Origin of the sequence: Psychrobacter urativorans (assembly GCF_904846675.1) — a bacterium.
Classification (GTDB): Bacteria; Pseudomonadota; Gammaproteobacteria; order Pseudomonadales; family Moraxellaceae; genus Psychrobacter; species Psychrobacter urativorans_B.
In genome coordinates this window covers 98,650-112,336 of record NZ_CAJHBT010000003.1, presented here as the reverse complement: position 1 = coordinate 112,336, position 13,687 = coordinate 98,650, and the positions used below count along the sequence as shown (strand labels likewise).

General features: G+C 41.6%; 12 protein-coding genes and 3 tRNA genes. 7 read left to right on the top strand and 8 right to left on the bottom strand.

From position 1 onward, the window contains the following. Nucleotides 1-120 precede the first annotated feature (120 nt). Both tkt and JMY06_RS02845 read left to right on the top strand, forming a co-directional pair. Complete coding sequence (gene tkt / locus JMY06_RS02850; protein ID WP_201616047.1) at nucleotides 121-2,118, top strand: transketolase; 1,998 nt, start codon at nucleotides 121-123, stop codon at nucleotides 2,116-2,118. Between the two features lie 270 nt (nucleotides 2,119-2,388). Beyond that, entirely contained in the window at nucleotides 2,389-2,736 is a 348-nt protein-coding gene (locus JMY06_RS02845; RefSeq protein ID WP_201616045.1) for a hypothetical protein, read from the top strand. A 45-nt stretch (nucleotides 2,737-2,781) separates the two neighbouring features. Here JMY06_RS02845 and JMY06_RS02840 read toward each other — a convergent pair whose 3' ends face one another. Continuing rightward, nucleotides 2,782-3,387, bottom strand: a complete 606-nt coding sequence (locus tag JMY06_RS02840) for a YceI family protein (protein ID WP_201616043.1) — start codon at nucleotides 3,385-3,387, stop codon at nucleotides 2,782-2,784. A gap of 258 nt (nucleotides 3,388-3,645) precedes the next feature. On the opposite strand from JMY06_RS02840, the gene JMY06_RS02835 reads away from it, so the two are divergent. Further along, nucleotides 3,646-4,656 (top strand): NERD domain-containing protein, encoded by a 1,011-nt coding sequence (locus JMY06_RS02835; RefSeq protein ID WP_201616041.1) that lies wholly within the window; start codon nucleotides 3,646-3,648, stop codon nucleotides 4,654-4,656. Nucleotides 4,657-4,696: 40 nt separating this feature from the next. Here the strand turns inward: JMY06_RS02835 and JMY06_RS02830 are convergent, their stop codons facing one another. Further along, on the bottom strand, nucleotides 4,697-4,819 hold the full coding sequence (locus tag JMY06_RS02830; protein ID WP_227672125.1) for a DUF779 domain-containing protein: 123 nt from the start codon (nucleotides 4,817-4,819) through the stop codon (nucleotides 4,697-4,699). 237 nt (nucleotides 4,820-5,056) lie between these two features. On the opposite strand from JMY06_RS02830, the gene JMY06_RS02825 reads away from it, so the two are divergent. From JMY06_RS02825 to JMY06_RS02815, 3 genes are all read left to right on the top strand, one after another. Next, a complete protein-coding gene (locus tag JMY06_RS02825; protein WP_201616039.1) occupies nucleotides 5,057-6,991 on the top strand; it encodes an AAA family ATPase in 1,935 nt (644 codons plus the stop codon). 141 nt (nucleotides 6,992-7,132) lie between these two features. Next, nucleotides 7,133-8,320, top strand: coding sequence for a type I glyceraldehyde-3-phosphate dehydrogenase (locus tag JMY06_RS02820; RefSeq protein WP_201616037.1), 1,188 nt, complete (start codon nucleotides 7,133-7,135; stop codon nucleotides 8,318-8,320). A 112-nt stretch (nucleotides 8,321-8,432) separates the two neighbouring features. Beyond that, nucleotides 8,433-8,523 (top strand) — tRNA-Ser (locus tag JMY06_RS02815). An 83-nt stretch (nucleotides 8,524-8,606) separates the two neighbouring features. Here the strand turns inward: JMY06_RS02815 and JMY06_RS02810 are convergent. The 6 genes from JMY06_RS02810 to JMY06_RS02785 all read right to left on the bottom strand — a co-directional run bounded on the left by JMY06_RS02810 (nucleotide 8,607) and on the right by JMY06_RS02785 (nucleotide 11,902). Beyond that, on the bottom strand, nucleotides 8,607-8,840 hold the full coding sequence (locus tag JMY06_RS02810; RefSeq protein WP_201616035.1) for a hypothetical protein: 234 nt from the start codon (nucleotides 8,838-8,840) through the stop codon (nucleotides 8,607-8,609). A gap of 100 nt (nucleotides 8,841-8,940) precedes the next feature. Next, complete coding sequence (locus tag JMY06_RS02805) at nucleotides 8,941-9,162, bottom strand: hypothetical protein (protein ID WP_201616033.1); 222 nt, start codon at nucleotides 9,160-9,162, stop codon at nucleotides 8,941-8,943. A 281-nt stretch (nucleotides 9,163-9,443) separates the two neighbouring features. Next, on the bottom strand, nucleotides 9,444-9,773 hold the full coding sequence (locus JMY06_RS02800) for a CopG family transcriptional regulator (protein ID WP_201616032.1): 330 nt from the start codon (nucleotides 9,771-9,773) through the stop codon (nucleotides 9,444-9,446). Between the two features lie 183 nt (nucleotides 9,774-9,956). Continuing rightward, nucleotides 9,957-10,032 (bottom strand) — tRNA-Asn (locus tag JMY06_RS02795). A gap of 328 nt (nucleotides 10,033-10,360) precedes the next feature. Next, nucleotides 10,361-10,436: transfer RNA gene (locus JMY06_RS02790), tRNA-Asn, on the bottom strand. 263 nt (nucleotides 10,437-10,699) lie between these two features. Next, a complete protein-coding gene (locus JMY06_RS02785; protein ID WP_201616030.1) occupies nucleotides 10,700-11,902 on the bottom strand; it encodes a pyridoxal phosphate-dependent aminotransferase in 1,203 nt (400 codons plus the stop codon). 963 nt (nucleotides 11,903-12,865) lie between these two features. On the opposite strand from JMY06_RS02785, the gene JMY06_RS02780 reads away from it, so the two are divergent. Further along, nucleotides 12,866-13,396 carry a GlcG/HbpS family heme-binding protein gene (locus JMY06_RS02780; protein WP_201616028.1) on the top strand — a complete coding sequence of 177 codons (531 nt, stop codon included), beginning with the start codon at nucleotides 12,866-12,868 and terminating at the stop codon, nucleotides 13,394-13,396. Nucleotides 13,397-13,687 lie beyond the last annotated feature (291 nt).

Below are 13,687 nucleotides of genomic sequence, written 5' to 3'. Positions count from 1 at the left end.
TGCCAAACATGTTAAGATTACGCTTTGATTTTACAGCCTATTATTTAAGGGCGCATTTCGCGTCCTTATTTGCTTACCCTCGAGTAAACTCTCCTCTTATCCTCCATACTAGGACACTCTATGCCTGCTCTAATTAGCGAACGTAAATTAGCCAATGCCATCCGCGTACTGTCGTTTGATGCGGTTCAAAAAGCCAATTCTGGACACCCTGGCGCGCCGATGGGTATGGCCGATATTGCTGAAGTGTTATGGCGCAAGTTTTTAAAGCATAATCCTGCTGACCCTAACTGGTATAATCGCGACCGCTTTGTGTTATCAAACGGTCATGGTTCAATGCTTATCTACTCATTGCTACATTTGTCGGGCTATGATGTTAGTGTTGAAGACCTAAAAGGTTTCCGCCAACTGCATTCAAAAACGCCCGGTCATCCTGAGCTTGGCTATACCCCAGGTATTGAAACCACTACTGGTCCATTAGGCCAAGGTATCGCCAATGCAGTTGGTTTTGCTATTGCAGAAAAAACGCTAGCCGCGCAGTTTAATCGTGACGGTCATAATATCGTTGACCATCATACTTATGCGTTCTTAGGTGATGGCTGCTTGATGGAAGGTATCAGCCATGAGGTTTGCTCGCTTGCTGGTACGCTAGGGCTGGGCAAGTTAGTCTTCTTCTATGACGATAATGGGATCTCAATCGATGGTGATGTTGATGGCTGGTTCACTGACGATACGCAAGCACGCTTTGAAGCTTACGGCTGGCAAGTTATCAAGGTCGATGGTCATGATGCCGATGCCATTACCGCTGCGACAGAAGCGGCTATTAAAGAGAACACTAAGCCAAGCCTAGTTATTTGCAAAACGACTATTGGTGCAGGCAGTCCAAACAAACAAGGTTTAGCTTCTAGCCATGGTGCACCGCTTGGTGATGATGAAATCGCCTTAACCCGTGATGCATTATCATGGAAAAGTGCTCCGTTTGAATTAGACGATGAGATTTATGAAGCATGGGACGGTAAAACGAAAGGCACAGCGTTACAAAAGAATTGGGACGCTGACTTTGAGTCTTATAAAAAGGCCTATCCAGAGCTAGCTACTGAATTGGTTCGCCGTTTAGATGGCGATTTACCTGTAGACTTTGACCAACAAGCACAAGACTATATCCAACAAACTCAAGAGCAAGGCGGTGACGTTGCCAGTCGTAAAGCCAGTCAAAATGCAATTAATACTTTGCAGCCATTATTGCCGGAACTGATGGGCGGTTCAGCGGATCTTGCGGGCTCGAACTTAACGCTATTTAAAGATGCTAAAGGTATTCAAGAGAACGCTGCTGGTAACTATATCTATTATGGTGTGCGTGAATTTGGTATGACCGCGATTGCCAATGGTATCGCGCTCCATGGCGGTTTTATTCCTTATGTGGCAACCTTCTTGATGTTTATGGAGTACGCGCGTAACGCCGTACGTATGGGCGCATTGATGAAGCAGCGTATCATTCATGTCTACACTCATGACTCTATCGGTCTTGGGGAAGATGGTCCAACGCATCAGCCCGTTGAACAATTGACCAGCCTACGTACCACGCCTAATCTACGTACATGGCGTCCGTGTGATGCGACAGAATCTGCCAGCGCTTGGGTCGAAGCCATTAAGTCTACTCATAATCCATCAGCGCTCATCTTTAGCCGTCAAAGCTTGCCACATCAACAACGTGATGCCGAGCAAGTTGCCAATATTACCAAAGGTGGTTATGTGTTGGCTAAAGAGCAGGGCGAGTTGCAAGCTATCATTATCTCAACAGGCTCAGAAGTGGGTCTTGCTATGCAAGCCTACGAGACTTTGAGTAAAAATGGCGTTGGCGTACGTGTGGTTTCTATGCCCTGTGCCGAAATCTTTAGCGAGCAAGATGCCAGCTACCGCGAAGCCGTATTACCTGCTAACATCCGCGCCCGTGTGGCGGTGGAAGCTGCGCATATTGACTATTGGTATAAGTTCGTCGGCTTAGATGGCAAAGTCATCGGCATGACTACTTATGGCGAGTCAGCCCCTGCTAGCGACTTATATAAAGAGTTCGGTATTACCACTGAAGCTGTGATTGATGCGGTGAATAGTTTGGTGTAGTTAGTCTTTATAGAGGTACGTAACACCAGAGCCCCAATTTTATTTAATTAACTTGGGGCTTTTTTAATCCTTTGAGTTTAGGTCTGAGTCCGCGCTTATAGTAAGAGTTTCAAAAGCCGTTCAAATATTTATAACAGACCGCCTTAAAAGCAATATAGTATTGAAGTCAGTTATAATAAACAACTATATTATCTTATCCTAAAAATAAAATAGCTAATATATTACAGTCAATATGATTAACAGCTTAGGTTTTAATAAGGAATTACTTATATGTATAAATCGTTACTAGTTATAACTCTTACAGCTTTAATCAGCGGTTGCTCATCATCTGTTATTCCCAAATGCAGTGCTCCTGAAGTCATAGATACTGTAAAAGAAATAGCAAATGAAGAAATGGGTGTTCAACTGGGTAATGAAACTGCAGAAGTGTTTACATATGCTATTAATAGCATTAGAACAACTGATGAGAATGACAAGACTGGGGCTTTTGAATGTGCTGCACAGTTAGAAATCCATGCTAATACCAATGGTAATTCAACAGAGATTCCCATTACTTATACTGTTGAACAAACAGATAGTGAGGAAGATTTTTATGTTAACGTATTTGGGCTTCGATAATTGAGAGTGTTTAAGCAGAGACAGATTAAGCCAGTTTTTTTATAATTAACTAGCTGCAACAAGGTTACCCGATATTTCAAGCGGTATCATATTGCCGACTATGCTTGGAAAAGCGGTTACACCATAAGTATATCTATCAATTATGCCAGTCGCTCGAAATTTTAAAATAGGTTCTAGAGTGACGGGGTCATTTTCAACATTTGCTAGTGTCACTTTGACCGTTAAAGGTTTGGTTTTGCCCAAAACAGTAAAATCACCCGTTACATTCGCTTCTTTAGCATTAATCATGTTAACTTTTTTTGATACGAAGGTCATAGTAGGATACTGCGCAGCATTAAGCAGCTCTTTTCGGCGCAAAAAGGCATTCCTTAGACTCCCTCCTGCATCTACACTATTGGTATGCACGGTGAAGTTTATAGTTGTACCCGTTGGATTTTTCACGTCATAATTAATGGAGCCATTCATTTTATTAAACTGACCTTTGACAGTCCCACTTCCTAAATATGTTACCTGAAAGTCTACGTTGGTTTTCGGCACATCCAATTTCCATTTTTGCGGAGTATCGATAGCGGCAAAACCCATCATCGGTAATGAGATTAGTAAACAGGTACTCAGCGTTATTTTAAGTAAAGAGGTAGCAGGTGTATTCATACTTATGATCCAAAGGGCAATATTAAAGATAACGATTCGATAGCGTACTACACCTATTTGGTTAGCGTGTACTATTAGAGTTATATGTTGCAAAAATGCTTAGCATCAACATACTGTTAATAGTTATTAAATTATTGTTACATTCATAGAAATAATTGTTTATGATATCACTGCAAGAATTGAATCGGCAAGTAAAACGTGATAAAGCTGTTTCTACCGTACCTTTATATCAAGATAAAATATATCGAGACAAAAATAATGTCCCTTATGTCCAGCTTCAAAGGTATATTAGGCGAAACTGCTATCAACATTGCTACGTGGCTCAAACTTGATAAAGCCGCCTATCATCGCCTAAACAATATTGCCTTGCCATTATCTAATGGCGGCAGTACCCAAATTGACCACGTTATCGTTTCTGTGTATGGCATCTTTATTATCGAAACTAAGAATTATAAAGGCTGGATATTTGGCAAGGAAAAGCAAGCCCAGTGGACGCAAACGATAATGGGACGAAAATACAAATTCCAAAATCCATTACGGCAGAACTATCTACATATTAAGACGTTGGCTGAATTACTCGAGCTGGATATGAGCTACTTTCACTCTATGATTGCCTTCATCGGCGAATGTGAGCTTAAGACTCGTGATGAGTTACCCGAGCATGTCTTAAAGGGCGGGGCAGTATCGTATATTAAGAAAAAGCAGGATAAGATATTAACCGAAGCAGAGGTTCAATCGATAGTTGGGCAGATTGAAACCAATCGCTTTGCCAAATCTTGGCGAACCAATAGGCAACACAAAACGTATTTAAAAGACAAGCATACCGATGCAGGTAACAAGCAAAGCACGGTTTCCAGTATTAAGTCTAATACTGAATCAAATACTAGTCACAATTCTATTCAAAGCGCTAAACCAAAAATTCAAAGTAATTCTGTAGTTAAAGTATATTCGCAATGGTCTGGTCAAGTCGAACAAGCTGACTCATCGATTATGGCGTTCACCAGTAAAAACGCTGTTTTTATTACACCGTTTGGTATTGTAGGATTTGAGCCTGAGATTAATAAACCTGAGGTCAATAAAGCTAGCAGCAATGAGCCTGTTATAACCAAGCAAGTTAACGAAGCTCTTATTTCCAGTGCTATTCCCACTTGTCCAAAATGTAATGGTGAAATGATTCAACGCGTTGCCAAAAAAGGAGCGCGGCAAGGTCAGGCATTTTTTGGCTGTAGCCAATTTCCTAAATGTCGTGGGGTGGTGAATATTAGTTAGTTGCTATTCAGGTAAAGCTAGCTAATTATCTATCAGTTATTTAATCCACAACCGTACAAACCTCGGAGCGCACAATAAAGCGTTTGCCTTCTGGTATCTCTAATGAAAAGCTAGCACCACGACCATTCGTAACCTCTCTAGCATACTGAGCTTCTGTCCACACTTATAATTAATTTTCATAATATAGTATTCAGCTATATATAAATTTTAGTTATATATAGCAGTATGACGTTAATATGGTTCGCAAAGGTGATGTAGCTGTTATAATTGTTGCCAAATATTTTAGGCTGCTGTCGTTTAATCTGGTTCTAATAGCGGCTCTTAGAAAGAGTATATGGCAGCGGCAGCTCTCTTTTTTCTCATTATTCCTTTTTCTTATACTATTGGTTGGTTTGGATATATGCGTCAATCTTCTGCTCTTAATATTTTAAAAACAGGTCAAAACGTTTTTTTGACCGGCTCAGCAGGTTCCGGTAAGACCTATACTCTCAATCAATATATCAATTATCTGCGTGCCCGCCGTGTGCCTGTTGCCGTGACCGCTAGCACTGGTATTGCTGCTACTCATATGAATGGCACCACTATTCATAGCTGGTCAGGTATCGGTATCAAGGATGAGCTGAGTGAGCGTGATTTAACTAATTTATCTCGCAAGCAATTCTTAGCCGATAGACTGAAAGACACACAAGTACTTATTATTGATGAGATATCCATGCTGCATGCCAAGCAGCTGAATGCCGTTAATGAAGTGCTTAAGTATGTGCGTAAGAGTGCAGCACCTTTTGGCGGTATTCAAGTGGTGGTCGCAGGGGACTTTTTTCAGCTGCCACCGATTGGTAACAGAGGTGAGAGCAATCGGGATAAATTTGCCTTTATGTCTGAGGCTTGGCTCGATGCTAAGTTTCATGTTTGTTACCTTAGTGAGCAGCATCGGCAAGTCAGTGAAGAGGCTAATGGTGGTCTTGATTTAGACGATATCCTCAACCAGATTCGTCGTCAGCATGTGACCTTTGAGGCGATTGCAGCGCTTGAGAATACCTTTGATCAGAACATCGATATCCAACGTACGCGGCTATATACCCATAATCTCAACGTTAATAAAATCAATGACAAAGAGCTTGCTGACTTAACTGGCGAAACCATGCGTTTTGATGCGACTTTGACAGGCGATACTAAGCTGGTCGAAACCCTAAAAAAGACCGTGCGTACTCAAGATGAGCTGACTCTCAAAGTAGGCGCAAAGGTGATGTTTATCAAAAATAATAGTGAGCTTGGGGTCTCCAACGGCACGATGGGCGAGTTGATTGGCTTTGCCGCAGTAAAAGTTGATGATAAAGAGAAAGCAAAGAGCGATGCACTAAAGGATATCGATAACGATAAGAAAAGTGCTGACGATAATTCTGATGTTGATGCTGACACTAGTGTTACTACTAAAGAAAAAGCTAAAACTAAAACCAAAAAACCGGCACCGCAAAAAATGCCAGTGGTTAGGCTTAATTCAGGACGTGAAGTGGTGGCTGAGCCGGAAGAATGGATGATTGAAGATGAGACGGGCGAGGTGCTGGCAAGCTATGAGCAAGTGCCGTTATGTTTGGCTTGGGCAATCACCATTCATAAATCGCAAGGGATGACTCTGGATGCGGCTGAGATTGATTTATCGCGTACCTTTGAGCTGGGACAAGGTTATGTGGCACTATCACGGCTCAAGTCGCTTGCCGGCTTACAGCTGCTGGGTATGAACGAGTTGAGCTTGCAGCTAGACCCGCTAGCACGCGGCGCGGACAAGCGTTTTCTAATATTATCAGATGAAGCCGATGCCAACTATGCGATGCTTGATGAAAAAAGTATGACGCAGTCGCATGAGAAGTTCATTCTAAAATCGGGCGGTACGTTAAGTAAGTCGGTAATTGATGCGTATGCCAACTTACAAAAAAGGCGCCGTGAACAACAGCAAGCACAACAAGATAAAAAACAAAAGCTTGGCAGTCAAATCGCTGATAAGTCAGAGAGTACCTTGCTTGCGACTCGCCTGTTATTAGATGAAAGCCTCAGTATTGCTGATATTGCCCATACACGAGGACTTGCACAATCGACCATTATGCGCCATATTAGTGATCTTAAACGTAAAGACCCCAGTCTTGCTTGTGACCACTTGCGCCCTGATGATGCGGTGATGACTGCTGTTGGTAACGCTTATGTCATCATTAAAGTTGCCAATAATCCCAATGATTTTAATGATAATGGTACTATCAAGATTAAGCCTATATATGAGCATTTAAAACAAAGTATTGATTACAATACCATTCGTTTGGCACTCATATTTATTACCCCATAGGTTTCCATATTTCCACAGTAGCCCCGCATCGTTATAACCTTAGAGGCGTGCATGACTTCATCAGTACGCCTATTCCTATGCCGTCATTTTCTATATGCCGCCTGAATATTTTTGTTCCCACATTTATAGTGATTAATATTTATGCCTGATTTTTCTAGCGCCACCTACCGTTTGACCTCTGATCCTGCCGTCGCAGCAGCGTTCCATGCTACTAGCGAGCACACTCAGCCACTCAGAGTAGCAATTAATGGCTTTGGGCGCATAGGTCGTAATGTATTGCGGGCGCTGCTAGAGCGCTTTGAGGTACTGGGACGTGCAATTCATGTGGTGGCGATTAATGATTTGGCTCCGGCTGATATTTTATTACACTTGTTAAAATTTGACAGCACCCATGGGCGTTTGAGCCGATTGGGGGTTAGTGCTGAGCTGGTCATTAATAATGTTGAAGGCAATAACAGTGGCGCTAATGACGAAACTCAGCTGTGTCTAACCAAAAAGAACCATACGTACTGTATTCGTATGCTTTCAGAGGCCGATCCGCAGCAGTTGCCTTGGGAGACTTTAGGTATCGACGTGGTACTAGAATGTACCGGACACTTTCGCTCTTATGAACAAGCGCATATGCATATCGATGCGGGTGCTCAGCAAGTTATCATTGGGGCGGCGCCTTTCGATGATGTTGATGCTTGTATTGTCATGGGCGTCAATAGCGATGAGCTGACTTGTGAGCTACCGATTATCTCTAGCGTTTCTTGTACCACGCAGGCGTTGGTGCCGCTGATTGATACCCTTGATAAGGCGTTTGGGGTGAAGTCCGCGATGATGACCGAAATCCATGCGGTTACTGCTGATCAAACCGTGCTCGATCAAGCTCACCGCGATCCCAGACGGGCACGCGCCTCGGGGTATAATATTATTCCGACTACCTCGAGTAGTATCGCGGCCACTGAACGTGTGCTACCAAAGATGGTTGGTAAAATTAATGGTCACTCTATTCGGGTGCCGACCATTGACGTTGCTGCTATTGATGTGACCTTTGTGTTTAGTACGCCGGATGTCAGTGTCGAGGCGATGAGAGACGTGTTAAAATCGGCTAGCCAAACCTATTTGGCCAATATTATGGACTACACTGATGAGCCACTAGTCTCAAGTGACTTTATTCATCAGCCTGAATCGCTTATCATTGACGGTCAGCAGTTGATGCAAGTGGGCAATCAGTATAAGGTCTTTGCTTGGTATGATAATGAATGGGGCTATGCCAATCGTCTCCTTGATATGTGCTTGCATCTAGCGTCAAGTAAGCAGTCTGTCGACTTTGTCAATAAATAGCCACTATTAGTAAAATATCAGCAAAAGGAAAGTAAGCAATATGACAATAATTTACGTTTTTTTGCATTAGCGCTTGCATTCTCATTTCATATCGCTATAATGATGCACAAATGGAGACGTGGCAGAGCGGTTGAATGCACCGGTCTTGAAAACCGACAAGGGTTCATAGCCCTTCGAGAGTTCGAATCTCTCCGTCTCCGCCAAATTTAAGTACGATAAAGTATTGTAAAAAAGCCCCAATCACTTATGATTGGGGCTTTTTTATTGCTGAACATTATATTAAAAATTACTTAGCCAATTTATCCGAAAACTCAATCTTTTGACCGTCAGTAAACGTGAGTGTGTCTTTATTAATTTCTATGGTCACATCTCGCGCATTTCTAATGGTGCGTATAACGTTGATATCCTTGATACTACTTTCGATGATTACTTTACCGGATTGTTCAGGCGTGATAGGCGGTATGGATTGTGTGAGCGGCACATTAAAGCGCTTACCTTCAGTCAGATTATCGTCTTTCATCAGCAGCGAGCCTTTAAAATTCTTATTTAAAGCTCTTAATAGGTACTGTGCCATGTTCAGATAGCATGAACTGGAGCTTAACTTGATTTAAGCTAAGCTGTCACAATCGCTGATTTTGACTGGTAATAGGTAGTAGGGCAATAGGATGAATCTGAGCATTGACAGCGCCAATTTGCAGGCTTGCGACAATAGGGCTTCTTTTACCAGTAGGATTATTAGGATGCAAACGCTCATATTCACGCTGCTGTATGAAGGCTTGCTTGATAGTGGTGCGCATATTCGCTTCTGACTCGTAAGCATCGCTGAGCTTCATCCGTAGCATATAATGGCTGAGTAGCTGTCTATCGTTAGCAGATAATTGCTCAAAGATCTCTCCGAGCTTTTGTTGCCATTGCCAAATTTTAGCTATTCTTAACTATGACTGTTTGCTAATGATTAGTTCATGGCTTACGAATTACTAGCTCTTTAAGGGTGCATGAATAAATAGCATAACTTTGGTATAAACCATTAACTTGAATATACTCTATTTTAGTGGAAGGCCGTACTCAATCACCGTTTGATATTGTGTTAAATTTTGCAAGATGGCGGTTAAGAGAGGTGAGCTTAATTATTATCTTGCAGCTCAGATAATGGATGGGTGATGTTGTTGTTATGCGTGACTACGATAGCCTCATCGATGATACGCTGACTGACGCCTCTTTTGCGTAGCGTCTCGATAAACACCTCATCATGCGCTAACGTATAGTCTTGATGGTCGCGGTCAAGACCTTGGCGTATATATAAGCGTATGAGTCCTTGAATACGTTTAAAACCTAGCTCTGATGAGGTCGCACTCAATAGCTCAATCATCTCCTCAGAGAGACGAATACTAATGGGGCGCATGATCTTTTGTGGATGATCAGAAAACTTATTTTTGATGCGTGCAGGTATCATAATAAACCATTACTTTTAGTGAGTAGGAATAAAGAACTTGAACGAAGCTATTTGTGACTATCAAACGCGCTTTATCTAATGCTAACCATACAGCAAAGCGCTCAAACATGACATATTAGTGCTGCTAAAAATAGCGCCCATAAAAAAACCTTCATCATTATCCGATGAAGGTTTTTTATAATATGGCTCCTCAACCTGGGCTCGAACCAGGGACACACGGATTAACAGTCCGACGCTCTACCAACTGAGCTATTGAGGAATAATTGGTGATAACAACAAAGCTATCTAAAAAGTGACTCTTTAGCGATTCGCGTTATGTGGGACACATTCTAGCCAACGTTTCGATATCTGTCAACCCTAACCCAAAAATATATTATCTATTATCAAATTGATACGATTTACCGCTACTGGACTATCGCTAATGGCCTGGCTTTGTTATCTGAAGTCTTATAGTTTTTTAAATGCTATTTTAAGTATCATAAAAAAACCCTCATCAAACTGATGAGGGTTTTGGCATATGCCATAATCGAATCAAAAGTGATTCAAAATAATTGCTAGTATATTATTGACCAACGTCTTGCTAAATTTGGCTCCTCAACCTGGGCTCGAACCAGGGACACACGGATTAACAGTCCGACGCTCTACCAACTGAGCTATTGAGGAATAAGCTGTAAGGTTTATCGTCTTACAACGAGCTTAGCGCTAACTCTGAGTTCGCGCTAAGTGGGGCGTATTTTAGCAAAGATAAAAAATACGTCAAGTCCTTTTTGCGTTTTTTATGAAAATAAGACCTTTAAAGTCTAAAATGACCATTTTAAAACTAAAAAAAGACGCCGCAGTGGACGTCTCTCTTATTCATAGCACTATTATTTTAGCAATGAATGATTTAGTAACATCATTCAGCACCGCCATTTAACAACGTCTAATTATTCAGCAACGTCTAAATCAGCAACTGCTTTTTCGATACGTGATAACGCATCTTTTAGAGTCGCTTCATCGGTAGCGTAAGAGATGCGCATATAGCCACCAAGACCGAAGGCATCACCTGGTACTACCGCTACGCCGACTTTCTCCAGTAACCATTCTGAAAACTCAGTACAAGACTTTAGACCAGCGGCTTTAATCAATGGCACGATATTAGGATAGACATAAAACGCGCCGTCTGGACGCAAGCAAGTGATGCCTTTAATCGCATTTAAGCCGTCTACCACCAAGTCACAACGCTTCTCAAACGCTTTTACCATTGGTGTCAGCACACTTTGGTCACCGCTAATAGCGGCTTCGGCTGCCACTTGGCTGATTGAAGCTGGGCATGAGGTTGATTGTGACTGTACTTTTTTCATCGCGCCAATTAGTTTGGCAGGGCCGCCGGCATAGCCGATACGCCAGCCGGTCATGGCATAAGCTTTTGATACGCCATTTAAGATGATAGCGCGCTCTTTTAGCTCTGGCGCGGCATTCAAGATGTTGTAGAACTTATCACCTGTCCAGCGAATGTGCTCATACATGTCGTCTGACACCACATAAACTTGTGGGTGCTTTTTGAGCACGTCAGCAATGGCTTTGAGTTCCTCTAAACTATAAACCATGCCAGTTGGGTTAGACGGGCTATTAAGTACCAACAATTTAGTTTTATCAGTAATAGCGGCTTTTAACTGTTCTGGGGTGATTTTGAAATCTTGTTCAGCAGGGCATTTTACGATGACCGGCACGCCTTCAGCGATGATGACCATGTCAGGGTAGCTGACCCAGTACGGTGCTGGAATGATGACTTCATCACCCGGATTAATAAAGGCTTGAGCAAGGTTAAAAAAGGATTGTTTACCACCGACCGATACCAAAATCTCATTAGGCTCATAGCTAAGGTCATTATCACGCTTGAACTTATCGATGATAGCTTTTTTGAGCTCTGGGGTGCCGTCAACAGCGGTATATTTAGTAAAGCCGTCGTTAATTGCTTGAATAGCGGCTTGCTTAACATGCTCTGGAGTATCGAAGTCAGGCTCGCCTGCGCCTAGACCAATAATGTCTTTGCCAGCTGCTTTTAGTTCTTTAGCTTTATTGGTAATTGCGAGGGTCGGTGAAGGTTTAATATTGTTGACGCGGTCAGACAATTGCAGTTCGTTCATGGGAGGCCCTTTTTATAGTTGCTTAGTTTATAGTTACTTGGTTTACAGTTGCTTGTCTTATAATTGCTTAGAGCTTTGGATACACAAAGGCCGATGGCATGAAGCGTAACTTATACAATGCGTAACACTTTGCCAGCGTTCAGTGCACAGTTAAAAATAGCACCTAAGATGCGATGCTCTAAAAACTAACATTCTAAAATTAATAGCTTCGACGATACGCTATATTAAGTAGTTTTGGGTTATCGCATTGTAGCATGTCAATATAACACTGTCTTAAGGCGCTTTTAGTAGAAAGTATAAAAAATACAGCAAAAGAGCTTCCCAAAGCTTCTTAAACTTGCTAATTCATCATTTTATCTTGATTAAGGCTCTTAACCTAAAATGGCTAAAAAAAGGCAGTTGGGTAAGATGAAACAGTCCGTCATTGATGAGCTGTTTGCGAAGTTACAACAATAATTGCTGCCTCTTATACTATAATCATTGGCGTTTAGGTTATTTAGATTTAGTAAATAAGACTGGCGGTTTGATTAGCCAATACTTAATAAAAATAATTCCTAATTGCTTGGAATGTTATCTATTTCAAACTTATCATCGCTAAAATAATAACTAAAAGAAGATGTTTACGATGACAGATTCTCCTGAGAAATTCATATTATTATCACCGGTGCGACTTCTGGTATCGGTAATCAATTAGCGAAAGACTGTCTAATAGTCAGCAGCAAAAGGCTGATTAGAAATCCTAATACAAGAAGCTCTAATGTAAGAGGCTATACTTTATTAGGGTAGGGCGTGTTTGACTTATTAATTGTTTTTATTAAAAGCCTTCATTAACTACCTATATTAATAGCCATTATTTTCTATATTTTTAGCGTAATGTCTTAAATTTTTTAAAATGTCTTAAATGTCTTAAGGTGTTATTTAAAATCAATGCTCGCAGATGTGGGCTAAACTTCAGGAGTTTTTATGCGATTAATATCAAGTTATTTATCAAAAGCTTTAATGGCGCTAGCTGTTTTAGGCTGTGCTACCAATGTTATCGCTGCCAAACCTAGGGTTGCTAAACCTAGTCTAATATTGCAACAGCCGAATGTATCTTTGGCACTAGCCAATGAATTAATCGAGGCTACTATGGCGGCCTGTCATGCAGAAGGTAAGTCTGCTGTTGTAGCAGTCGTCGATCGTGCTGGTAATCTAATCGCCTTGCAACGCGATGATAGTGTTGGCCCACACAATACCGATGCTGCTGTTCGTAAAGCATTTACTGCGCTATCCACCAAAACACCTTCGCGTATTTTGGCTAATAATGCCCGTGCTAATCCAGACTCAAACAACTTAAATACGGTAAATGACCTACTGCTTATCGGTGGCGGCGTACCTTTAAAGTTTGGCAATGACGTAATAGGGGCTATTGCTGCGGGCGGCGCAGGGGGCGCAATGCAAGACGAAAGCTGCGCGCTTAAAGGCATTGAAAAAGTACTGCCTGCACAAAAGTAATAAATAGACTAGAGGAAGAGCGTGTGTGGTATTTATAAGCTAAAGATCAAACACGCTCTACTCATTATTTAGCCTGATGGTTATAATAAATAATTCCAATGAGATAATCATAACAAACAGTGACAACGCGATTTTTTGTCCAAAATAACGATAATTTTCTATATTATTGGAGTGTCCGTAAAGTTGTGTTCGTAAATAACATAGCTAGTGAAGATAGACTATCAGAAACTCTGATCACTTAAATATCAATCTCTCACCGGCCTATTTTTGCGTAAGATGTTTGTTGTTCCC

What these genes read in the sequence shown, in the direction of transcription:
- tkt (WP_201616047.1), top strand. Translation starts at nt 121, where the DNA reads ATGCCTGCTCTAATTAGCGAACGTAAATTAGCCAATGCCATCCGCGTA.
- JMY06_RS02845 (WP_201616045.1), top strand. Translation starts at nt 2,389, where the DNA reads ATGTATAAATCGTTACTAGTTATAACTCTTACAGCTTTAATCAGCGGT.
- JMY06_RS02840 (WP_201616043.1), bottom strand. Translation starts at nt 3,387, where the DNA reads ATGAATACACCTGCTACCTCTTTACTTAAAATAACGCTGAGTACCTGT.
- JMY06_RS02835 (WP_201616041.1), top strand. Translation starts at nt 3,646, where the DNA reads ATGTCCCTTATGTCCAGCTTCAAAGGTATATTAGGCGAAACTGCTATC.
- JMY06_RS02825 (WP_201616039.1), top strand. Translation starts at nt 5,057, where the DNA reads ATGCGTCAATCTTCTGCTCTTAATATTTTAAAAACAGGTCAAAACGTT.
- JMY06_RS02820 (WP_201616037.1), top strand. Translation starts at nt 7,133, where the DNA reads ATGCCTGATTTTTCTAGCGCCACCTACCGTTTGACCTCTGATCCTGCC.
- JMY06_RS02810 (WP_201616035.1), bottom strand. Translation starts at nt 8,840, where the DNA reads ATGAAAGACGATAATCTGACTGAAGGTAAGCGCTTTAATGTGCCGCTC.
- JMY06_RS02805 (WP_201616033.1), bottom strand. Translation starts at nt 9,162, where the DNA reads ATGCTACGGATGAAGCTCAGCGATGCTTACGAGTCAGAAGCGAATATG.
- JMY06_RS02800 (WP_201616032.1), bottom strand. Translation starts at nt 9,773, where the DNA reads ATGATACCTGCACGCATCAAAAATAAGTTTTCTGATCATCCACAAAAG.
- JMY06_RS02785 (WP_201616030.1), bottom strand. Translation starts at nt 11,902, where the DNA reads ATGAACGAACTGCAATTGTCTGACCGCGTCAACAATATTAAACCTTCA.
- JMY06_RS02780 (WP_201616028.1), top strand. Translation starts at nt 12,866, where the DNA reads ATGCGATTAATATCAAGTTATTTATCAAAAGCTTTAATGGCGCTAGCT.